The organism is Paenibacillus xylaniclasticus, from assembly GCF_004001065.1.
In the GTDB taxonomy this organism is placed as follows: Bacteria; Bacillota; Bacilli; order Paenibacillales; family Paenibacillaceae; genus Paenibacillus_T; species Paenibacillus_T xylaniclasticus.
Genome location: NZ_BIML01000005.1, coordinates 70,007 through 94,901 on the forward strand (window position 1 = coordinate 70,007; position 24,895 = coordinate 94,901).

Sequence of the window (24,895 nt, forward strand, 5' to 3'; positions counted from 1 at the left end):
GGATATAAACCCAATAATCAATTTCGCTTCAATCCCCCCCTCGATTAACTCACAACAAAAAAAGCACACCCCTCGCTCTTAAGCGATAGGAGTGTGCTTCACATCCCAAATAATTAACAATAATAACCATACTAATCCATTGTAATCCAATTCCAACTTGGCAGCAAGCCCCTCATCCTTACTGTATCAGAAGTAACATCAGAATAGAGGCAGCTTTGCAAGATCCTCCCGCCGGTTCAAATCCACAATGACCGCGTGCCCGCTTCGGTACAGGCATTCCCCGGCATCAATACCCCGATCTCGGAAGCTTCCACGGGCTTCTCGAAAATGATCCAGCGATGATGCTTCAACAGGACAGCCGTCCTTGGCGGCGAATCGGCCGACGATCGCAAGCGTCTCCTCTGAAGCGCCGCAATCGACGACCGTAATGCGGACATCGATGCCAGAACGGTAGGAGAACCATCGAATCGAGCGGATGAACCATTCCATTCGCGTCTCATGATTGCGTGCGAACAAAATATAATGCCGGCTGCGGCTCGTATTTTTTCGTAAATCCAAATATCGAATTAAGTGCACCGACAACGCCGCAAGCACGTAACTGCCGAGCACAAGCACAATTAATGAAACTATTGCGGCCACCTCCTTATACGCCAATATATGCTCTGCACCGCCCATCGGTTACGGACGAACGGAATCAATAGTGTCATATAAGAGGGTAACCATATAACAAAAAACCGCCCACGGACAAATTGCCTGCCCGTGGACGGCTTCCGATACACCTTACAGCGTAACCCATCCGCATTTGATCGAATGGATAACAGCTTGCGTCCGGTCGTCAACTTCCATCTTCTGCAGAATGCTGCTGACATGGTTTTTGACCGTCTTCTCGCTAATAAATAAGTATTCGCCAATCGTCTTGTTGCTCTTACCTTCCGCCATAAGCCGGAGCACCTCTGCCTCGCGACGGGTAAGCGGATTATCCTCGCTTGCAACGAACTTGACGCCTGCTTCCTTGCCTGCAGCCGCGGCCGATACGGCTCCCATCTCGTCTAGATATGTCATGCGGCGAAGCTGATTAATGAGCTTGCCCGTTACCTTCGGATGAATGTAGGAGTATCCGTTCATAACAGAACGGATTGCATTAATGAGCGCCTCAGCCTCCATATCCTTCAGCAAATAGCCGGTTGCACCTTTACGCAGCGTCTCGAATACGTAGCTTTCATCATCATGGATCGATAAAATAATGACCTTGATTTCAGGAAACATATCGCGCAGTCGCTCTGTTGCTACGACCCCGTTCTCAATTGGCATATTAATATCCATTAGAACGATCTCCGGCTGCGTATGATTGCAGAATTCAAGCACCTGAATTCCGTTATGGCATTCTCCGATAACTTCCAAATCCTCTTCCATATTTAGAATCCGTTTCAGCCCTTCACGGAAAAGCTGGTGATCATCCGCAATAAGAAGCTTAATCCGGCGTTTATCGCCCGCTGCTTTCTGGTCCATCGTCAATTACTCCTTTCTTTCCTGTGCGTTTACGGGAATGATGATCGAAACCTTCGTTCCCTGATCTTTAGCCGATTCGATCTCAAGCCTCCCCTCCAACAGTTCGACGCGTTCTCTCATTCCAATCAATCCGAAATGGGAGCCTTGGTGCTGCGCAGCCAAGTTCTCGCTCGTCTCCACTTGGAAGCCGACTCCGTTATCTGCTACGACAATTTTCACCAATTGCGCCTGATACGTCATATCGAGGGACACATACGTTGCATTGGCATGTTTGATCACGTTAGTAAACGCTTCCTGGACTAGCCGGTAAATTCCTGCCTCCATCGCGGAAGGCAACCGAATTTCCCGCCCGATCGTTTCGAATTTCGTCCGAATTCGTGTTTTTTCTTCAAAGTCCTGCACGTATTTCCGCAACGTCGGAACTAATCCGAGATCGTCCAATGCCATCGGTCTCAGATTGAAAATAATTTTTCGAATTTCTTCAAGACCAGTGCGCACTTGTGCCTTCAAATCTTTTAATTCGTGCTGCACCATCTCGAATTCCTGCTTTACGATCATTCTTTCTGCAATTTCCATCCTTAGCACTAAATTCGCAAGCGATTGGGCAGGACCATCGTGTATGTCGCGGGCCATCCGTTTCCGCTCTTCCTCTTGAGCCATAATAATCTTAAGCCCGATCAATTGACGGTTCTTCGCAGATTCTAGTATTCGTGTCACCTGATTTAAGTCGCCAGACAAGTATTCCAGTACAACATTGATCTGAGAATGGATAGTTTGGGCCCTCTCAATAGACATATCGACATTTCGGACCCTTTTTTGCAGATCATCCCGCCGGGCTTTAAGCTGCTGCTCCTTCTCCATATACAGCATTTTCTCGACTTGAATTTGCGTTGCTTTATCATAAGCGTTCTTAATATCTTGCTCGTCAAACTTTACAAAATCACGGCTAACCTCCGTCAGTCGAATACGGGCCAGCCGATACTGGTACTCCAGCTCATCTGCCTTCTCAATGACTTCACCCGTCTCTTTCATTACGTTCTCCAGCTCAAGCTCCAGCGCTTGAAGCTCTTGACGAGCAGACTCGCAAATTTCAAAGATTTGTACCTTCGAGTCTTCCATAACCCGAATTGCATTGTTAATTACTTTATTAATATCATGCATCCGATTATCCATCCGCACCGGGGTCCTTTCTATGTAAAGGGGGGCTGGTTCTATTATAGCAAATGTGCCCCCCTCCTAGAAAACCATATAATCCCGTACGAAGGCAATCGTGCTCCGTACCTATTGTTAGCAGATTTATGAAATTATTTGATCGTAACGGTCTTCGTTGCTTGATCCCAGCCTACCGTCAAACCGAGTTGCTCGGAAATGAGACGCAGAGGCACTAACGTTCGGCCGCCTCGCACAATCGGCGCCGCTGCCGCAGGCTGGCGAACGCCATTGGCGACAAGCTCACTGCTGCCAATCCGAAGCTCCAGCATCGTGCCGCCACGTATAACCATTACCTTCTTCTGTACTTGATCCCAATCGACCTGAGCACCCATCGAGTCAGCAATGAAGCGGAGCGGCAAATACGTAACACCACTTAGTGCAATTGGAGATGCATCCAGACTAACCGAATTACCGTTAACCGTCGCCACCTTCTTATTAATCGTCAGCTTAATCGCAGGACGAGTGGTCTCGGGTACAGCCGGCGGATACAGCATCGTCATGTCGTCAAATACAATTGAGCCTTTCACCGCGCGTTCATCCTGCCCCTGCGCGATGTTGGCAACGTACAGCCGCTTAATCGTTATAGGCGCAGTTAGACCATAGCTCGACAGATCGACCTTAAGCGTCTTCCATCCTTTCCAATTAATCGATTTGGCCAGATCGATATAGTGAAGCTTCCCGGTAGCGTCCTTCACTTCCATGCGCAGCCAGTTAAAGCTCTGATCGCCATACACGTCCAGCTTCAACCCAGTCGGCGTTCCGCTTACCGTCCTGCCGCTATTGTTAAGCACCGCATATGCTGCAAGCGTCTTACCCGATCCGATACCGCTGCTGAAATCATACGACAGCTGCAATCCATGAGAAGCTTCCTTACCTGTAATACCCGTAACAAGTGACACGCTGCCGGACGCACCCTCCGTTCCTTGGAACGTAATACTGTAGCCGACCTTCTCGAACGTTTCCCACATCGTTTCCGATGAGCCCTTCGTCAGCGTCAGCAGCGCCGGATAACCATCATAACGAGCGATAGCATAGCCCGCAGCAGCGTTATCACTTACACTTTTAACCGTGAAGGAGCCTTCGCCTTCCTCGGCCGTAAACCCTTTATATTCCCACTCAACCAGTTCGGAAGGAATGGTATACGTATACCCGTCTTTAGTCGTCATTTTGACCACGGGCTTAATTTTCGCTCCTGGGTCTAAAGTCGCACCAGACGCTTCAATCGTCATGCTCGCGATTTGATCAGCGCCGATAACGGTTACGTTCTGTTCACCCGTAACGCCACCAGACGTGACCTGCACTTTGCCCGTGCCCGATTTAAGCGCCGTGAAGGTGTTAGCCGTAAACATGCCAAGCGAGCCTTCCGTTTTCCATTGTGTCTGCAGAGTAGAAGCGTCTACCGGATTATAATAGCTGTCATAAGCCTTCGCTGTATAAGTCACAGACTGACCGATGAACAGAACGGTTGGACCGCTCGGCAGCAAGCCAGCCAGCTTGCCCTGAGGCGCCGTGCTGAATACGCCGATGCCATTGGCAACCGGACGCAAGTAAGTGCCTCCCGTTGTCGGATGAGACGTCTTCAAATTAAACTCGCCAAGCGGTCGTTCGACCATTGTCGTCGAGCCGCCTCCATCCATATTTACGCCTTTCCAGACGCCTAGCGCAATCATGGCCTCCTGCAGCTCCTTCAATGACATACCGTTGCGCGTAGACGTCCCTTCCGCCGTCAGAATAAGCACTTTCTTGGCATCCTTCGTATAGCCGACAGCCGTCCGGTATACTGCGCTCGAGCCACTGACTCCGCTAATATCGCGAGAGAAGGCTGCCGCCTTGCCTTGGTCGACGAGAATTGTATGTCCGCCGACCATCATTTGGAACGATGAAGGATCAACCTTGCTGCCAGTCGTCTGCGATACGAGACTGTAATCGCTGGTCACTCGGCTGCCAACCTGTAAATGCTCGCGGACGTATTTGGCTCCCGTTCCGTGCGCGCGCAAGATGTAGCCATCCTCCGGAGGCTGCATAGGCAGCGATTGACCGTTGTCCTGAATCTGTTGAACGACGCCGCCCTGCACAAGCACCTCCGTCGGCGTCGATCCGCTGCTTTGCGGACGCTCCGCCGCGGTCCATGCGCTTGTATATACATAAATCGAATTGACATGACTATAGCCATTGTCTGGTTCCGTGCGATATGCCGACTCATTCATACCACGAATCGGGAACGTCGCTCCATCCTCAGCCGTCACGGTACCAGTGAAGCTGTACAAATCAATCGACGGCACTTTATCCTTCGATAACCCGAATGCATACATGCCCTTCAATTCCATCGGCCCGGACATCATGGTGCCGCTCGTAATTTGCGGACCCATCGGGGAATGCTCCGTAGTACTCCCCGTCTGGAATACGTCCGCATTCACAGCTGCGACGGCCCCTGTCTCCTTAGCCATATTCAATACGTTGTTCAAGTTAGCGACGGTGTTGTTCTTGCCGCTGAGCGCATTCAGCTGAACATACGGATTCGTCAAATCGACCTCGATGACATGTAAATTAACCGTCCCGCTGCCCGACTTCGGCGTCCACACATAATCCAGCCGCTTCACGCCCGATGCAATCATATGCTGCTGCTGCAGAGTCAGCTTGGCGTTCGCCGCCTGAATAACGGCTGTTGACGCCGTTGCAGCATACGCATGCCCAGCACGTACGATATCCGGGAACACAACCGACGAGCCAATCTGAAGCGTCTGCAGCAGAAGTGCTCCTCCCAATGTTACAATAATGAGCTTAGATGCTCCTTTATTCTTCGTCTGACGATTCTCGCTGCTGCCGAATTTCATTGTAATTTCAACACTCCCATCCTAGAACTCTACTTCATTATAGACTACCGTCTCGATAAAAAGTTACAGGTGATAGAATAACTCTATCACTCATCCGCCCAAACAGAGAAAACTCTATCGTACAAAAAATAAGACTATCGCCTTCTGTCAGCCGGATCGAAGCGACTGACGAAGAACGATAGTCTTTCATCTTGGTAAAACTAGTTATGCTATGACGAATTGAACTATGCTTGCAGGAAGCCTACGTATGTCAGCAAACGCTGGATCATAATCGCAGCCTCTGCGCGAGTCGTGTTGGCCAGCGGTACGAACGTTTTCGCGGTCACGCCGGTCATAAAGCCTGTGCTGACTGACTTCGCGACGTCCTGCTTAGCCCAGGTACCGATCTTCGCACGATCAACGAACCGATTCAAGTATGAATCAGCCGATTGCGGAAGCGTAATGTTAACGCCTGCATATACGGCAGCCCGGTTCAACATGGCAGCCGCCTCTTGACGAGTAATAAAGCTGTTCGGCTTGAACGTACCGTCCGAATTGCCCGTCACGATCCCAGCCTTCGACGCAGCGCCGATGTAGGCAGCAAGCGCCGTATTCTTGTTCAGATCCGTATAGGCCCCCGCTGCCGCTTTATCGCCGGACAAACCTAGCCCCCGCGCGATGAACATCGCGAATTCCCCGCGCGTTATCGGCTTATTCGGTTCGTATTTGGTTGTGGTACGCCCCTCGACAATGTATTTGTTCGCGAGCAGCTGAATGCTTTTGCGCGCCCAATGACTACTGATGTCGCTGTAACTGACGTTTCCTTTCACCACGGCGAAATCGCCGTTGTTCTTACGCATGAACGATATTTTGGAGCCTGATGTACCGCTTGCTGCCACTTTGGTCGGTACATACGATAACGCATTCGTCTCTGAATCGAACGTTACGACGGCCGTCTGCTCTGCAAGCATCGTACTCGGTGTATTGATGCTGATCGTTACATGTTTGTTGTACGGCGGCATTTCTTTCTCCGTACCTGCGACCATAACACTCGTCTCAAAGTGAATAGGGTTTATAAACGCAACCGTACCAGCCTTGTTCAGTGCGCTAGTTAATGAGTAGGTAAGATTCGTAGTCTTATCAATTTTGACGATAAGATAACCCGTAGTTCCACCAACGTTCAGCGTCCTTATGATTTGTGCGTAATCTAGCGCAGAGCATGGAATCTCGTAGGTTACATCGCCATACTGAATCACGAATACCGGATCACCGCCAGCATTCTTCGCATTCTCTAACGCCTGCAGTGGAATCGACGCCAAGCCAGCCTTCTCAGTACTAGGAATGGTGAGCATAACCTTCGGCGAATTCTTACTAATCGAGCGAGCCGCATCAAAGCCATTATTTAAGCTTTCTTCCTTCACCGTATATAGGTTAGCCGTCTGCTTACCTGGTGACAACGACGAAGCGACTGTGTAATGCGAAGGCTGGAGAACAATCGCTCCGTCGGGCGTCGCTTCAAAGCTGCCAGATACGCCCCCCGACTCACCCTGTGTAGAATTGACCGCCGTAATATTGCTGAACGAACTGATCAGCGTTCCCTTCTGATTCCGAAGCCCCCCGGATTCCGCAGCGTAGCTGACCGTAACGGTGCTGCCCGCCGGTACTGCAGTATAGAGCGTCAACACGGCCGTTGAACCATTCAACGTGACGTTCGCAACAGGGCTGGTCAATCCATTCGTCTTAACGGTGAACTGATTGACCTTAGGCACATAGGATGTATTCAGTGCTTCGCTGAACGTAAGCGTCAACGTCGCCTTGTCTACTGTCGCTGTAGGTTGACCTACCGTCGCCCCGCTTGTCCCTGCAACCGCTTGAATGCCACTGAACATGACCGCCAAATTGCCTGCCAAGTCACGAAGTGCATTCTCCCCAGGCACATAGGTGACAAGCACAGGACCAGCGCTCGTCGAGATTGAGGAGGACAATGTCAATATGACTTGATTATTTTTAACTTCTACAGTATTGATCGTCTTCGACGTTCCGTTCTGGACGACGGAGTATGAAGCTTTACCTGGCGCATTCGTACTGTCCAGACCCTCGTCGTACGTGAGTGTTATCGTATTGCCGCTAACCGTAGTGGATTGCAGCTTCGGTGCGATATTATCAGCAACGTTCCTGACATAATAATCCGTGAACGATTGCAGTGCATTGCCATTCACATCAACAATAGGATTAGAACCCTGTACATAGCTGACCGATACTGGAACGCCTGTCGTTATGTTCGTTCCAAGCGTCAGAACGATCATGTTTCCAGCCCCGTTAACTCCCAGAATCGGTGTAATAATTCCGTTAATTTTAACGGTAAATTGACTGATCGTATTCGGGTCAATCAGACCTAACGATTGATTCGTCAGCACGACGATGATATTGCCATTGATCGTTCCGCTGGTTGGTTTCGGCAGCGTTGTATCCAATGTGTTCGTCACGGTACGATTCGTTAAGCTGGATGCTGCATTGCCTGACGCGTCTTGAATTGGCGACAGCCCTTTCGTATAAGAGACCGTAACCGTTTGTCCGAAAATAACCCCTTTGCTTAAGGTCAGTGATACCGTCTTATCCGATATCGTAACCGACGTTACCTGACGTGCTTCGCCGTTCACGGTTACGTAGAAGCTTCCAGCTGACGGAACAGAACTCGGGTCCAGCGCCTCGTTATAGGTCAATACGATAGTTGAAGAGCCTGACATCGCAGCACCCGTCAGATTCGGGGCCGTCCGGTCCGTCCCAATTGTACTGAAAGTCCACTGTGAAGCATTCTGAATGCCAGCGAATGCATTCCCAGCCAAATCCGCGATCGCCGTGTTGCTGATCTCAACATAATAATTGGCGGACGCTGCTAGTGCCGACTTCGGAGTCAGAATGACTCGTCTATTGTCTGCCGGATCGACGGATAAGGTTGCATTGATCGCGCCGCTCGAGCTTCCCGTTCTGCGGAATACAGCGCTTCCTGTACTTTGTCGGACTTGAACAGGTTCGTTAAACGTAATTGACACCTGTGAGTTGACCGATGCATTGTTCACGCCGCTGGCAGGCGACAATGAACTGATGAGCGGTGCTGTCGTGTCTGTTGTTACGCGGAACGACCAATCCTTATTCAATATGCCCCCGTAATAATTTCCGGCTAAATCCCTGAACGCTTGCTGACTTACTTGAACATAATAAGAGCTATTCGTAATAAAGGCATTGTGATCGATTGTAATGGTATTCGTTCCGCCGCCCTTAATGTTCGGAGAGGTAATCGGAATGGTCTGGAATATAGAATCGTTCGCAGCGTTCATAATAACGATCGATCCGCTGCTTGGATATACAGGCTCGTCGAACGTTAAATAAAGGCTGGCCGTTGCAATGGATGCGGTGCCATTAGGAGCTGGGCTTAATGACAACAATTTGGGTACCGCTGTATCGATTCCGGACGCCGTCGAGAACGTCCATGTAGAAGCATCCGTTATTCCCTGATAGACCTGACCATCGGCTGTAAAGGTACCAGGATCGATCAATACATAATAGCTTTGATTGACCTCGAATTCGTTATGCTTAATGGTTATGACGTTGCCGGTCACGCTCACTTCGGCAGCTGTGACGTCCAGCTGTTGAAATTGCGAATTGTCCCCGACTCGCTTAATTGTTATTTTACCGACAGTACTCTTCGCTACGGAAGCAGCATTCGTTACCGTCAGCGTTAGGTCACCAGTACGGCTGGCTCCCATCGAACGGCTCTCAGGAGCCATAACTACTGCCAAATTAGCAGCCGCGGTCGTAAACTTCCAACCACTTATACCGGCATGGCTGTTACCCGCTCCGTCCTTGAACGCACCAGCTGGCACGTTAACGGTATACTCGCTGTTCGCTAGCAGCGGCGTATCCGGAAAAATCGTAATGACTCCCGTACCGCTGCCTTTAACCAATGCAGAGCCTACGTCAATGCTTTGTGTATCTCCGCCCGTTCTTGTAATCGTAATGTAGCCGCTGGAAGCGTATACGTTCTCGTTAAACTCGATCCTTAACGCTCCAATCGGAACGTTCGCTTCGTTCACTGCCGGCGATGTTGCCGTGATGGACGGCGGCGTCGTATCTGCCCCTTCCACACTAAACCGCCAGTTGGTCGCATCATTAATGCCTGCAAAATTCGCACCGTTCGATACGTTAACGAATGCTCCTTGATCAATACGCACATAGTAAGCAGCACCTGCTGTTAGCGCGTTCTGTAAGCTAATCGTCGCAAGCAATCCCCCTGCGCTCATGGATACCGCAGCTGACGCAGCCGAAATCGTCTGCACTTCTTCGTTCGTATCCACTCGACGCACATGAATGTATGCGGATTCAGCCCCTTTATTAACCGGCTCGTCAAAGGTTAGCTTCAGGCTCGTATTGCTTGGGATGCTGACGGCGCCGTTCGCCGGGTAGGTGCTTACGACGACGGGACCTGCCGAGGCAGCCTCTGCTTTATAATGAACAGCCGTCCATGGCGTCATTCCAGAGGACTGCAGCAACAGCGCAGCAATCGTAGCCGTGGCGATATATTTCGTAGAACGTTTCAATTTTCATTCACTCCCCAGCAAGACAGTCGTATATATTTTGTCGGTTAATGTAAGAGGAAAGTTTAGGCTGGATGCAAAAAAAGACCGATCCGCCATAAGGCGAACCGGTCCTGCTAACAAAATAATTTTATGCGAGTGCATCTGCTTTGAGCTTCTCCGACTTGTCGACGCGTTCCCAAGGAAGGTCGATATCGGTACGGCCAAAGTGACCATAAGCCGCCGTCTTCGCATAGATCGGACGACGAAGGTCAAGCATCTTAATTATACCTGCAGGACGAAGGTCGAAGTTGTTCTTAATGACTTCAACAAGCTTCTCCTCGCTTACTTTGCCCGTGCCATACGTATCGACGTTGATCGATACCGGATGAGCTACGCCGATCGCATAAGCGAGCTGAATTTCGCATTTATCAGCCAGACCTGCCGCTACGATGTTCTTCGCTACGTAACGAGCAGCATAAGCTGCCGAACGGTCGACTTTCGTTGGATCCTTACCAGAGAATGCGCCGCCGCCATGGCGAGCATAGCCACCATACGTATCGACAATGATTTTGCGGCCTGTTAGACCAGCATCGCCTTGTGGTCCGCCAATGACGAAACGTCCCGTAGGGTTGATGAAATATTTCGTTTCCTCGTCGAGCCATTCAGTTGGAACGACAGGCTTAATGACATGCTCACGGATGTCGGCTTGGATTTGCTCCAATGTAACTTCTTCTGCGTGCTGCGTCGACACGACGATCGTATCTACGCGAACTGGTTTGCCGTCCACATATTCGATCGTAACTTGTGTCTTACCGTCCGGACGAAGATAGTCGAGCTGACCACTTTTGCGTACTTCCGACAGACGACGCGCAATACGGTGCGAAAGCGCAATTGGAAGCGGCATAAGCTCTGGCGTCTCGTTCGTCGCGAAGCCGAACATGAGACCTTGGTCACCTGCACCGATATTTTCGCTCTCTTGATGCACGTCTTTACCTTCACGCGATTCCAATGCCGCATTAACGCCTTGCGCGATATCGGCTGACTGTTCGTTGAGTGAAGTCAGTACAGCGCAAGTGCTCGAGTCGAAGCCATATTTCGCACGCGTATATCCGATTTCCTTAATCGTACGGCGAACGATAGCAGGAATATCGACATAATCGGCACGGCTGCTGATTTCACCGATAACGAGTACAAGACCCGTTGCTACTGATACTTCACACGCTACACGAGCGTGCGGATCAACTTCGAGGAATGCGTCAAGAACTGCGTCAGAGATCTGGTCGCAAATTTTGTCCGGATGGCCTTCCGTAACCGATTCCGAAGTAAACAAATGTCTACCTTTCAACGACATTTCATCAACCTCCTAAACCCTTTACTTTATTATGCGCATAAGAGAGATGTGGCTACACAAAAAATGAACCTTTTCCGAGAGGAAAAGGTTGTCATTAGCAACTCTTCTAAAACAATATGATACCGGAATGACTACTATATGTCAATGGAGTCATGTTGAATAGCCGTTTAACACAGCCTCTGCCTGTTGAACTAGTCGTCTTGTAATTGCTCCGCCTACCGCTCCTGCCTGACGAGTCTCCAGCTGCGACCACGGGATATACGCACTTCCTCCTCCATTGCTTCCACCGCTTGCTCCAAGCTCAGAAGCAAACTCGGTATCATCGCCTTGTAATGATGATGTATACTGTACGAGGCCAAGCTCAGCAGCAATCTCATACTTCATTTGGTTCAGTGCTTGCCGGCTCTCCGGAACGACTTTCAAATTAGAACGACGACTCATGCTAACAGCACCTCCGTTAAATTAATATGTTTCTTGTGCTATTATCGTGTGCAGTTCGGCTCCAATTGAAGCGTATAACCTTTTGTTATAACGGGAAAGATTAGGAGCGTTTGGTATCGACTATAACGAACGACGGTCTCCAATATAGGGAGACCGTCGTAGAAATAATGTTATCATTACTACTTTAACTCATATTGTCCGCGTACGAGTACCGTAAGTCCGTTCTTCTGCGCTGGGTCTGGCATAACGCCGCGCCCGCCTCGCGGGAACAGAATGAGATGATTATTCGGAACCCGGTTGCCATTCGTAATATCTTGGCCGTCCGTAAGATCGGAAATACCGTTCGCATCCGCGCTGTACGCGACTGCCTTGCCTGCTCGAACGACGAATTCAGCTCCATCATTCGCAATAAGCGTCTTGCCATTCGGTACAGATACGATAACAACATCATCACTTGAGGAGCTCAGCTCTTCCCGTAATTGCTCTAGCATATGTTGTACCTGTTCGGATGTAATACCACCGCTCTGCTGCGCGACCGCTTGATCTACGTAGCTCTTCGTCACGACAGGATCGTTAACAGATCCTGGTGTCGGCTGATCTCCGTCGCCTAACGCAGTGCTTGTCCATTGCGTTCCCAGCAAAATTCCGCCGCCGAGAAGGACGACTGCCATCGTGAGCTTTAATACCGCTTTCTTCATTCAGTCAATACCTTCCTCTCGTATGCTATATGACTAGCATACTAGATAAAGAGCAGGTAGACTACCCTTTTATTGTTCCTTGAACCAAGTTAGTTCTTTCGTTGCGATCAACAGCTTCGTACCTTGGAATTCATCATAGATGTTAAGAGTATACTGTTTGTATTCATCAATTTGACTTTGAACATTATCAGCGTTAAATGGAATGGACAGCTCAATATTTGTCCCCGTCTTCAGCTGATCTTCTTGTGATTTCGAGCCGTCGCTTACAGATGACGGCAAGCTGTACGTCTTGGTGAACGTTGCTTGCTTACTGTCTCCATTCACAAATTCGAACGTAAGCTTGTGATCACCAGTTACATAATCATATTGGCTATCCTTCTCAAGCGTATAATAAGAGCGAACCTCTACACCTTCAATCGTATAGCTTCCACTTGTTCTTAATTGGGCATACAGCTTTGATAACGAGATGCTGTAACCAGCTACCGAGATGTTATTCAAGCTTGTATTGACACCTACCTGGCTGCTCTTCGTTAGTTGATAGGATACCATTCGGGCGATTGCACTACTGGATGAAGCAGCGTTCCCCTCCGTTCCAGTTGTTCCTCCGCCTGATCCATCTGTCGAACCAACGGCTTGTCCAAGATATAGTCTATAATCTTGATCGCTCGTGAAGCCGCTAGGGAGTATCGCCCACGCTGTTAGAAGCACTTTGCCATTCGGAAGCACTTTATTCTTAAGCGATGCGAATGTGATTGGCACAACTTGTCCTTGACTGTCCAGCAAATACCCTCCGAGATTGCCGATGTTAGCCATACGGCTCTCTTTGTTCTCAACCACAAATTCTGCATAAAATTGCTTATTAGACAGGCTGCTGAACACGGCATGCCGAATAAGCTTAACGCTCGATTTCTTACCTACGCTCGTAATCTCATAAGGTGTCGTAGTAGAATAAGATGGTACTGCGCTTAACGACTGTCCAGAGAACTGGTAAAGCACTTTCGCTGCTTTATCTTTTACGGGTTCAACTGCTACAAATGCAATTTTATTCACCGTTGTCGTATACGGAATTTTCGTATAGACAACCATGTTGTATATCTCACCTGGAGCAATTGATATCGTATCGTCCAGTGCGACAGCTGTAGCCTCTCCCTCTACTTTAACTCCATTAATTAGGAAGTATCCGCTCAGCGACGGTATTTTACGTGAAACCTTATCATTATTCGTAATGCTCAGGTCAGCCACGAGCATATCCGAATCTTCAAGCGGCGAACGCTGAATATTGTTCAGCTTGATGCTGTACTTGTCCAGCGTGAAGGCGCTTCCTAAGGAGCCTTCTTGAATCGTAGAATTCGTCTTGTACGTACCGACTACATATCCCAGATCTTTGTCGCTCGGTACCGTCCGTACGACGATTTCTGCATCCGCGACCTTCACACTAGATGGAATATCTCCCGTAAGCGTCAACGTTTTCTCAATACCTGGCAGAAGGTTGGTCTCATCCTTGGTGAACGTAAGCGGATAGTTCACGTTCTGCTTCGTTCTCAGGTAAATTTCTAGCTCTGGAAGCTTAATAGCTTCTGAACCGTTATTCACCAATTTATAATCGACTGATAGGCCTGATTCATCACCTTTATCCTCAAGAGACGCCTTCCCGATCGAGGTTGTCACTTGCTGGCCGGACAAATAAACCGAACGCTGCTTGCCGACTGCTGTAACAGGAGAGGATGTTAAAGCGGGCAGCAAGAATGCACCTGTAGGCAAAATAACTTTACTAGCTTCATCATTAATCCCCATAACTAACGATAACTTCTTACTCGCTACCGAGCTTGGCAGCTTAACGGTTAACGTCGTTATTTTACGCTCATTCGGCTGCAGAGACATTGTCTCCAGCTCGGCTGCACTTACCTTATAAACCGAGTTACTCTCCGTCTGTATATAGAAGTTGATCTTCGATAAATCGGCCGGCTTCAAGCCTACATTCTCCAATAAAAAGTTAACCGCAATGTATGCATTACCCTGATCTTTCGTAATGAAGGCTTGTTTAATCGCCGAGCGAATCTTCGTGCTGTTCACGATCATCACTTGAGCCTTGTATGCGGCCGCCTGATTCGTCTCTTTACTGGACGCTTTAATAACGCCCAGCGTTCTCTCGTAGTTGGCAACATTGAAATCCCATTTCACGACTTCAAACATCAGATCTGTTAATGTCGTTGCATTATCGACTACGGAGTAATATGTAATAAACTGACTTGTTTTAGGAGAGATCGTTGTAATCTCTTTATCCGATTCCTTAACGTTCGCTTTAAACGACTTTCCACTCTTCGTCTTAATCCGAAGCCAATAGTCTGTCAGATCAATTGGTGAAGAGCTGTTGTTCGTAATCGTAACTGTAAAAGCAAGCACTTTGCCTTTGTCCTGCATCAGAAACTGCGCATTACTAATCGAAAGCGTGCTCTTACTGTTCAATTTAACAATTTGAGAAGACAACGATTTCTCCGCTGTGGCAGCTGCGCTGGCGACAGGAATCTGATGCGTTACAATCGGTGCATTGCTCCATACTAATGCAGCAACGGCAACCGCTGCGGTTCCGCGTTTCATCCACTTGTTCTTCAATTTCAATCCCCCTATTCAATATTACTAATATGACGTATGAACCCTCTACTTTGTTTCGCGCATCACCTAAATTTTCCTCAAAACTATTGTAATCTAATATGAACGCTGTTTGAATAAATTACGGTATAAAAAAACAAGCAGAAGCCTAAGCTTCTGCTTGTTTGTGATGAGTAATTGATTAGTCAACTACGATCGTAGCCGTTACCGTCGTGTTGTTCGACGAGATGTACGTTACCGTAGCATAACCTTTCTCGTTACCCGTTACTTTGAACGTTTTGTTGTCAACTTTAACGATGCTAACAACTGCAGTATCTTTCGTCGTCAGAAGACCAGCAGGTTCGATTACTACGCCGTATTGGTCTTTAACTTCTACAGTCAGCGTTACCGTTGCACCTTTAGCAAGCGAGTACTCGTCTTTGTCAACGAATTTAGCCGTTGCAGCTACTGGAGCTGCATCGGAAGCCGTAACTTCAGCTTCAGCAACTTTGTCGCCGTCGAGGTATGCAACAACCGTTGCCGTACCAGCTTTCAGACCGTATACAGCGTTATTAACCGTATCAGCTTTAACGATTGTCTCGTCGGAGCTCGTTACGAACTCAGGAGCCGTATTTTTCAGAGCTACGGACGTACCGCCGGACGTTTTACCGTTCAGTTCAACCGTTTTGGAGTATTTACCGCCGGAAACATTGTCTTTGTTACCGTAGATCGTACCGATCGATTTGATTTCGTACGATTTGATGTCTTCGTGTTTAACCGAAGTCAACGAAATTTCGGACGATTTCAGACCGGATACTTTGGAGTCGCTGTATTCAATCGTCAGTTTACCCGTACCTACGGAGATAGCATTCAGTTTGCCGTTTTCATACTTGAAGCTGCCGCTTGCAGTGATCGAGTACGTTTTGCCCGTTACAGACAGTGCGTCGAGCGTTTTAACGCGACCGTAGTTGTCAACAACTTCGATGTTTTTCTCAGCGATCGTTACCGAAGCGCCGTTTTCCAGCGTCGTCAGAACGTCTTTCAGGCCTTTAACCGATTTGATCGTAGCTTCTTCTCTAACTTCGAACGTTACCGAAGAAGTCAGTGCATTATCAACAAATGCTTGAAGAAGAGTTGTACCTTTGCCGCTGAACGTGAACTCAAGTTCACCTTTACCATTCAGTTTGTACGTAGCGTCAACCGTAGAGTGAATTTTTACGTTGTCCAGCTTCACATCTTTAGGTGCAATTACGTTACCGAATTGGTCAACAGCCGTGTAAGGTACTACTACTTTCTCTTTTTGTACAACGAGCGATGCAGGAGCGTTCAGTTTCAGCTCTTTAACTTTAACTGCATCTTCAATTTTGAACGATACAGCGTCGTAAGCACCCGTTGCTGGGTTGCTTGCCGTCAGAACTACCGTACCAGCTTTCTTAGCCGTGAACGTTACTACGCCTTTGTCGTCAACTTTAATTTGGTCGATTTCGCCGTCTTGACCAACATAGAATTTAATGCCGCTCAGTTCGAATTGACCATTTTGTGGCGTCCAAGGACCGTAAGTAGCAAGCGTTACCGATTTACCAAATTGGTCCGTCAGCTCGATTGGGAGAACGATACCTTCTTCACCAACCGTGATACGCGTTTTGTCTTTCAGTGGAACAGGAGCGCCGAGTTTAATTTTCGTAGCGGAGCTAGCTGCCGTCACTTTGAAAGATTTAGCTTCGTTCAGCGCATCTGCAGAAGTTGCCGTTACAACGATTACATCATCGATTTTAGCGTTGTCGTCATGCGACAGATCGATTTTGTCGTCGTTTACCAGAGACGTCAGGTCTTTGGATTTCGTCGAGTTAAATACGCGAGTGTAAACCGTTTGACCAACAGACGTTTCTTCACCGAATTGGTTCAGTTTTTTAACGCCCAGTTTTTGGTTAGCTGCTTTTTGCAGGGATTCAGCTTCGATCACAATTTTGCTTGCTTTCTCAGCTTCAGCTTTTACCGTTACTTCTTCCAGATCGCCAACTTTAACGACAACGTCGCCTGCTGGGAGGTAACCAGCTTCGAGAACAACCGATTTCAGGTCTTCTGCGAAAGTTTTCGTTACCGACAGCGATTGCGCCAGATATTTAGCATCGATAGCGATGTTTTTATCTACCGCTTTGCTGAATTCGATCGTGATTTTTTTAGCGCCCGTTTGAGCAGCTTTCGTGATTTTCAGTACGCTGTTGTCTACTGCACCTACAACATACGTGTACGTTGCTTCAACGAGTTGAGCACGCGTAGCTGCTACTTTGTAGTTAGACAGAGCAGGGATCAGGCCAGCGTCCAGAGCTGCTTGAACATAACCAGCTGCCCATGCGCTCGTACCTGCTACCGTTGCGCCTTCAACTGGCTCAAGGCCTTTGGACAGTACCAGCGTTTTTGCCAGTGCTTCGATCGTTACGTTACCGTTAGGATCGAATTTGTTAGCACCAACGCCGTTCATCAGTTGTGCTTCCGTTACAGCGCCGATGAAACCTTTCGCCCAGTGGTTAGCTGGAACGTCTTTGTATTTCGATGCTGCAGCGTTTTCCGTCAGGTTATTGATGAGACCCAGAACTTTAGCGAATTGAGCGCGCGTCATGTTTTTGTCAAGACCTGCGCTACCATCTGGGAAACCTTCAAAAATGCCTTTTTCTTTAAGAGTGTCGAATTTGTCTTGCGTGCTCGGTTGTGCGTCTTCAGCTGCGAACGCTACGGATGCGAACATCGAGAACACCATAGCGATAGCTACGAGCAAGGATAAACTTTTCTTCATAACCTTTTTTTCTCCTCCTCTAAATTGCTTCGGTTGTTGAGAGTGTTGAGTGGATAGTGAATTGCTCGTTTCCCTCATTGGCCGATTCACCTCCTTTCCAGAGTAGAGCAGAAATTGTTATAGATGCAGTCTGCAATCATGTTAAACCCATTATGTAAAAACATGTCGCAGAAACTCGTAAACTGGCGAAGAAAATTCTGGTAGGAAAGCTAGGACACTATAACATTATACAGTAGTCTACTTCCAGCGTAAAGAGGACTTTGAGAATATGTACCACTTCTCATCATTCTAATCATCGCTGGTTCATCGCCGTCTTCCTAACACTTAGACGCATAGAATCACGAAAGGTTGCGCTTGAAGCGAAACTTTTTTTTTCAAATTCTACTGCTGCGATGCTTTCCAATACATTCTATCCTTTAATGACTTCTATAGTATAACTTGTCCGTATGGCACCGTCGATACTAAAGATTTACCAAAGCGTTGTTTGCTGAAAATGTTGTCGATTTTAGAGATATGAGTGTAAAAAAAGAGATTCCCGGATAAAAACGGGAATCCCTTCTCTATCGACTAGTTCAGCTTCGGAAGCTTCTTCAGATCGGCCATCATCTTACCTACAATAATCGCCGCATCCGAACGAAGAAGATTGGATCTCGGCTCGAATACGTAGCCCTTCTTCGGATCCTTAGTATCAACCGGCGAACCTTTAATATAACCTTTCTTCGCGATAGCAGCTACAGATGCTTTCGCATAGTAGTTAATGTTGCCATGGTCTTTGAACTGCTTTTCCAAATCCGCTGCTATTTTGTCCGGATCGGTAGCAAGCTTCAATTCTAGAGCCCGCGCCAAGATTACAGCCGCTTCCTCGCGAGTGATGTTACCGCTTGGATCAAAGGTTCGTGGCTGAGTGCCGCGAATAATCCCTTCCCTCGCTGCCGTCTCAATGTAACGGTAATCCCAGATCGCATCTGGATTCACAATCTGCGGCACATCGTCGAAGGACGGGTTGCCCAGCTCATAGTTCAGCGGAATATCAAGAGCCTTAACGATCATGCGAGCGAACTCGCCGCGCGTCGTATACATATCGGCACCGAAATCTTCATATCCAATGGAGTTCGAAATCCCCTTGGAGTAGATAGATTCCATGTAGTTACGTGCATATGGATGACCCGTTATGTCGCTGAAGGAATAGACCATCTTCGCTGCGACATAGTAACCAAACTTGGTGAATGGAACCGTGATCGTATTCTTCTTCGTATCTACGACGCCACCTAAGTTCTCCCAATATTTATTCTGATTGTCATAACGATATACGGTAATCAGCGTACCAACCGCGTCCTTCATGTTCGGATCGAAGGACAATGTCAATTTGCCCGATTTCGATGCAACGAGCTCACGGTCCGAAGCACGATCATTATAGGACGGAATGCCGCTATTAGGGAACTGATATGGCTCCGCGCCGTATGTCAACGGATCGTACAAAGATTTGGTCGTCGTATCGTCAGCCAGACCTGCATCAATCCAGTATACCGGACTAGCCTTCATGAATCGAGACGGGAATGAGAATTTAAATTGTTCCCCATACGACGTTATGATCTTATCAAAATCAGCTGGCCAACCGTCAAATTCATGTCGGTCGACAACTCCATCCTCAGAGTTTGCAATCGAATATAGCAGCGTGTGGTTCGTAAAGACTTGGTTCTTGAATTCTGCCGGCACGTTATAATCACTCCGGACCAGCGTCGTTCCTTTCGGGAACGTAAGCGTAAGTGCACCGTCAAATACTTTCTGCGAATTCGACATTTGCTTCATATACTGCGCACCTGGAATATTCGTCGGTGCATAAGTAATATCGAAGCTGCCCGATGTCTTATCGTTTGCGCTAGTAATTGTAAATTTAATCGTATTCTTGCCGACCTTCAAATCGGTGATTATTGCACGGTATGCATTATAATAATCGATTGTGCCATCATAGTCGGCATCGAACTGTGACTTCACCGCTTCGGTCTTATTGATGACGACGGATTCTGCCCCTTTCGCATCGATGACAACTTCGACGAAGTTCTGATTCACAATGCTTTTAGCAGGCAGAATAGGGCGTACAATGTCGTATGGCAATGCCGTAGGATCAACCTCGAGCCGGTAGCTTGCCTTTGGACCATAAATCCCACTGTTGTACACATAGAAGTTATAGACGCTCGAGCTTCCATCGCTGTTCAGCTCCTGCTCCTTCAAAATGAAGGAGAACGTCTGCTCCTTAACATCATAACGAACCACCAACAGGCCAGAAATTCCTTTATTATCCGGATCATAAATCATGCTTGCGCTCGGATCGTCGCTGTTCACGACAACGAAAGGCTGCGACAAGTTCCATTCATACTCTTTGGACGTAGAGCTTGAAATTTTCAAAATATAATCGCTTGGCGTTGCAGGCATGTTTGCCTTAATATCGGCTTCCGTCATACTTTGACCCAAATCAATGAAGTCGAATGTGCCATGAATGTTCATCTTCGACTTCGAGGTTGTATAAATCGAGCCGGAGAGCGGAAAGTTCGGATCGTTCGGTGTCGGAACAATTTCCGAGTCACTGACCGTTGGCACATAAGTGAATGGGAATACGCCGGATGAGCCTTCTACCGGAATGACCGGCAAGTTCGTCGGAATCAAGTTCAGCTTAACCGTACGCTCGTAGAACGTCGAAGTGCCTTGGAATACGAAACGAATCTTGTTCTCGCCGCTGAACATGACTGCAAATACATCATTGATATTTACACTAGAATCAAGCGTAAACTTCGTATCGTGAGCATCTGCAGCGTTTTTCTGCACCAGCGGGAATGCGACGTTGTTCACATAGAAATAGATAGATTGCGCACCATTAGCATCAGGCTTATATCGGATTTCATCCGTATTATTGACGTTCTGAATTTCGCCCGCGAACATATCCAGCGTAACATTAATCAAATCATAAGCTACGTTGCTGGATGTTGTGTCATATTTATATTGCATCGTATCATACAGCTTCGTATAACTTACATATGGTCCGAACAGCATCGTTACCGTAACTTTATGTGTAACCGATGTGCCGCTGGTGCTGCTCTTCACGCTAAATTGAATTGTCTGCTTACCCTCGAACGGAAGCTTGCTTACCTCTAGAATGATTCTTCTGTAGCTGCCGGTCTTGCCGTTAATCGTGAGAACTTCATCACTTTGATTCAGCACTGTCGTTGTATAGCCAGTCGTGGCTGATTTTCCTGCTGAATTCGTAATTTGATCAATATATAGACCGCTACCGCCTAGCCCTCCGCTTGTATCCATATTCGAATAATTACCTATGATTACCTCAACGCCAATCGGCATACCGTACAAGCTCTTGCCTTCCAGTTCATCGCCTGTCAACCCTAGATAATTGCCCGGCTCATAACCTGGCAGATAATTCACTTGCTCAATGTATGGCGTTGACGAGTCGACCAGCGTGAAATTGAGCGCATTGGTACCTTCTACTGTAGGCGTCGTGCCATTCGCAATGTTAACCTCGTTATTAGCCTGCATGCGGACGTTATAACGCTGGTTATATAACAACTGCGATCCATCGAGGTTAAATGTTAAATCGTAGACAAAGAATGCGTCCTTCACATCATATGGCTGTACGGCAGCAGAAGTGATGGTAGTATTATCGAAAGTTAGCACCGGCGTAGCACTGCCCTGCGCAAAAATTTCGCCCTTCAACGATTGGAGCGCAAGGGTCGGATTAGGGTGCGGAGCATCAGCTATCTCTGAGCCGACTTTGCCGTAGAAGTTCGGTACGATGACTCGTCCCGTTACAGTTAGGGTGCCGTTCTTATCCGTAACCAAGCTTGGACTATACTCCAGCGAGACCTTATTACTCGATGCGTCGGTTAACGACATATCATAGAAAGTTACGGAACCATTATAGAAAGCAACCTCCCTAGTCGTCTCTATCTTCTGGGTACCGTTGCCGACTGTAATCTTAATTAAGTTTTTACCTTTCTGAACCGTAACCGGCGATGCGATAAACGAATAATTGTTCGTGCTGTTCACACTGAACGTGCGGCTTTTACCATTCACTTCAACCGTTACGCTCTGAGCATTCGGAGCTTTACCGGAGATCGAAATGTCAGTTTGGCTTTTTCCTTTCGTTGCGGTCGAATGTACAACCGTCGTGGTCGACTCGTTCAACGGAAAGCTGTTGCCGTACAAGGATGCTTCAAGGTCATAAAGAGTTGGACCGTCATGATAATCGATATAAATGGAGTTCTCGACGATCCCTCCGCCCTTAACCCCTTGGAACTTAATCTCGTTGAGTCCAGAGAACAATTGAACATTGAACACTTGTATCGTATTGCCGTTAATATAGATGTTGCTCGTCAAATTTTCCCGCTTACTATTATTCTCATTCTGCTTTGGATCATTCGGGTCCGTGATCTGTAATACGCTGTAAGAGACCGTTGAAGGATCAACACCATTCAGCGTACCTGTAATGGTCACCATTCCGTTCGACGTCACCCGAGCGTTTTCCGGTTTATCAAATTCGCTAGGGAACGAGAAGTTGCCGGATGTCGCGGCTGTCACCTGCTCGCTTCCGGCAAATTGCAACAGGCCGATCAGGAGTGACAGGACAACGAACCAAATACCACATTTCTTAGCCACAATAAGCCTCCTCCAATAACCTTAAGTCTCGAATAATTCATGTACCTTAGTTATCGGAGACAAGAACGTAAAAGTTTAGTCCGTTCCACTAATTCATCCTTACCGCAAATCATTCCAGATCCAGCAGCCATCCGACCAGCATATAAAAAACTCCGGTTCCAATAGGAAGCCGGAGCTTGAATATCATGAAATATATGAATAAGAGCTGGATTATTTCGAACGTGTTTCCGGATGCGCCTTAAGTCGGTTGCGCAGCAGTAAGTCTAATATAGGCCGCTTTGTCTTGTCGACGATTCCGATAAGCTCAGCGCCGATCTGTAAGAAGAACATCAGCACACATATAACAGCGAAGGTTACCCAATTCGCCGCATGTGAGCTCGTAAGCGTCGATTGTACAATTGCGCAGCCTCCGAAGAAAGCAGCAATCGCCCAAATAATTAATACCGTACGGCGGTGGCTGAAGCCAAGCTCCTGCAAGCAGTGATGCAGATGGCCCTTGTCAGGCGCGAAGATCGGCTTCTTGTTGCGCCAGCGGCGTACAATCGCGAAGAACGTATCGGACAGCGGAACGCCAATGATGAGCAGCGGCGTGACGAACGATACGATCGCCACCTGCTTGAACCCGAGCATCGACAGCGTAGCAAGACAGAAGCCTAGGAACAAGGCGCCCGAGTCTCCCATAAAGATCTTCGCCGGATGAAAATTATAATGAAGGAATCCGATAATACCGCCGAGCAAAATCGTGCTTAACAATATAACCGGCACGAAGCCCATAATCGCAGCCATTACGAGAATCGTCGCAATCGCGATCCCCGATACGCCGGCAGCCAAGCCGTCCAGCCCGTCAATCAGATTAATCGCATTCGTTACGCCTACGATCCACAAGATGGTGAGCGGAATACTCAACCACGAAGCAATAGGCTGCATCGCTTCGCCGAACGGAATGTTCAGCAGATCAATCTTAACGCCGAAGCCGAATACGACAACACAGGCTGCGATGATCTGTCCGAGCAGCTTCACTTTGGCCGACAGCTCAAACCGATCATCCAGAGCACCGACGATTACAATAATTGTGCCACCGACTAGGATGGCGCGAATCATATTGTAATCGTAGCTGCGAAGCGTCCCTTCCGGAATGAACGGAAGCGCAATAAGAACAGCACCTACGAATGCGACATATATAGCAAGCCCGCCTAGACGCGGCATAATGCGTGTATGCACTTTTCGATAATTTGGTTTGTCAATTGCACCGACTGCGAACGCGAGCCGCTTCACAAGCGGCGTCATAACAAGCGCCAATCCTAATGCAATTACGAATGAAATGCCATAGAGAATACCCACAGGCGCATCCAACTCCTCTTATTTTCTACCGGAATGATTATACTCCGAGCCGAAAATAATCGCTATCCTCGATTTCCGCCGATTTAGCCGATTTTCAGCAGTTTTCATGAGTGGGGACTAGCTTTCGTCACCTTTTCTTTCTCGCGAATCACTTTGATGACGAATTTCGGCAAAACAAGCATCCGCTTATAGCGCGAGGGCTCCTGCAGAAGACGATAGAACCATTCGAGCCGCAGCTTCTGGAACAGCTTAGGTGCCCGTTTCAGCTTACCCGCAATGATGTCGAAGCTGCCCCCGACTCCCATTACAAGCGGAACGTTCAGTTCATGCTTATAGCGGGCAATCCACGGCTCCTGCGTCGTTGCCGAGCGTGCGACGAACAGTATATCAGGCTTGGCCTCACGAATTGCGGCGACCACCTCCGCATCCTGCTCCGGACCGAAATAGCCGTTGCGAACGCCGACAATTCGCGTTCGAGGAAACTTCAAGCGCAAGTTATCCGCTGCTGTATCAATCGTCTGCTGGTCCGTACCAAGCAGATAGACGCTCCAGCCTTTCGTCTGACCGACGTCCATCAGCCGATGCAGCAAGTCGAAGCCTGGCACCCGTTCCGCGACGGGCTCACCTACATACCCTGCGGCCCAGACGACACCCGTTCCGTCCGGAATAATAAGTTCCGCCGTTCGCATCATCGCGTGATAGCCAGGGTCCTCTACAGCTGTCATGACCATAATTGGATTCGCGGTAATGACGTGCGTAACAGAACGTTGCTCGATCGCATCTGTTAGATAGGCGACCGTGTCGTTCATATTTAATTTACTAAACGGCAGCCCGTAAATCGAAACAGTAGGAACCTGTTTCACACTTTCGGACGCAGCCTTATTCTTCGATATTGATGTCGTCAT

Annotated in this window: 13 protein-coding genes; all 13 read right to left on the reverse strand. The window is 48.2% G+C overall.

The window, feature by feature from the left end:
- Window positions 1-198: 198 nt before the first annotated feature.
- Complete coding sequence (locus tag PXY01_RS07635) at window positions 199-639, reverse strand: hypothetical protein (protein ID WP_127568963.1); 441 nt, start codon at window positions 637-639, stop codon at window positions 199-201.
- Between the two features lie 141 nt (window positions 640-780).
- Window positions 781-1,509: a response regulator gene (locus PXY01_RS07640; RefSeq protein WP_127568965.1), complete on the reverse strand. Its 729-nt coding sequence runs from the start codon at window positions 1,507-1,509 to the stop codon at window positions 781-783.
- Window positions 1,510-1,515: 6 nt separating this feature from the next.
- A complete protein-coding gene (locus PXY01_RS07645; protein ID WP_127568967.1) occupies window positions 1,516-2,682 on the reverse strand; it encodes a sensor histidine kinase in 1,167 nt (388 codons plus the stop codon).
- A 131-nt stretch (window positions 2,683-2,813) separates the two neighbouring features.
- Window positions 2,814-5,555 (reverse strand): stalk domain-containing protein, encoded by a 2,742-nt coding sequence (locus PXY01_RS07650; protein WP_127568969.1) that lies wholly within the window; start codon window positions 5,553-5,555, stop codon window positions 2,814-2,816.
- Window positions 5,556-5,779: 224 nt separating this feature from the next.
- A complete protein-coding gene (locus PXY01_RS07655; protein WP_127568971.1) occupies window positions 5,780-10,132 on the reverse strand; it encodes an Ig-like domain-containing protein in 4,353 nt (1,450 codons plus the stop codon).
- Window positions 10,133-10,259: 127 nt separating this feature from the next.
- Window positions 10,260-11,462, reverse strand: a complete 1,203-nt coding sequence (gene metK, locus PXY01_RS07660; protein WP_127568973.1) for a methionine adenosyltransferase — start codon at window positions 11,460-11,462, stop codon at window positions 10,260-10,262.
- A gap of 150 nt (window positions 11,463-11,612) precedes the next feature.
- Window positions 11,613-11,903, reverse strand: a complete 291-nt coding sequence (locus PXY01_RS07665) for an alpha/beta-type small acid-soluble spore protein (protein WP_127568975.1) — start codon at window positions 11,901-11,903, stop codon at window positions 11,613-11,615.
- A gap of 179 nt (window positions 11,904-12,082) precedes the next feature.
- The gene (locus tag PXY01_RS07670; RefSeq protein ID WP_127568977.1) at window positions 12,083-12,601 is read right to left on the reverse strand and encodes a hypothetical protein; all 519 of its coding nucleotides are present in this window, start codon (window positions 12,599-12,601) and stop codon (window positions 12,083-12,085) included.
- 69 nt (window positions 12,602-12,670) lie between these two features.
- Window positions 12,671-15,214 (reverse strand): hypothetical protein, encoded by a 2,544-nt coding sequence (locus tag PXY01_RS07675; RefSeq protein ID WP_127568979.1) that lies wholly within the window; start codon window positions 15,212-15,214, stop codon window positions 12,671-12,673.
- Window positions 15,215-15,392: 178 nt separating this feature from the next.
- The gene (locus tag PXY01_RS07680; protein WP_164744334.1) at window positions 15,393-17,984 is read right to left on the reverse strand and encodes an S-layer homology domain-containing protein; all 2,592 of its coding nucleotides are present in this window, start codon (window positions 17,982-17,984) and stop codon (window positions 15,393-15,395) included.
- A 567-nt stretch (window positions 17,985-18,551) separates the two neighbouring features.
- Window positions 18,552-22,649, reverse strand: a complete 4,098-nt coding sequence (locus tag PXY01_RS07685) for an S-layer homology domain-containing protein (RefSeq protein ID WP_127568983.1) — start codon at window positions 22,647-22,649, stop codon at window positions 18,552-18,554.
- Window positions 22,650-22,859: 210 nt separating this feature from the next.
- Window positions 22,860-23,990: a glycosyltransferase family 4 protein gene (locus PXY01_RS07690; protein ID WP_127568985.1), complete on the reverse strand. Its 1,131-nt coding sequence runs from the start codon at window positions 23,988-23,990 to the stop codon at window positions 22,860-22,862.
- 104 nt (window positions 23,991-24,094) lie between these two features.
- The gene (locus tag PXY01_RS07695; RefSeq protein ID WP_127568987.1) at window positions 24,095-24,895 is read right to left on the reverse strand and encodes a WecB/TagA/CpsF family glycosyltransferase; all 801 of its coding nucleotides are present in this window, start codon (window positions 24,893-24,895) and stop codon (window positions 24,095-24,097) included.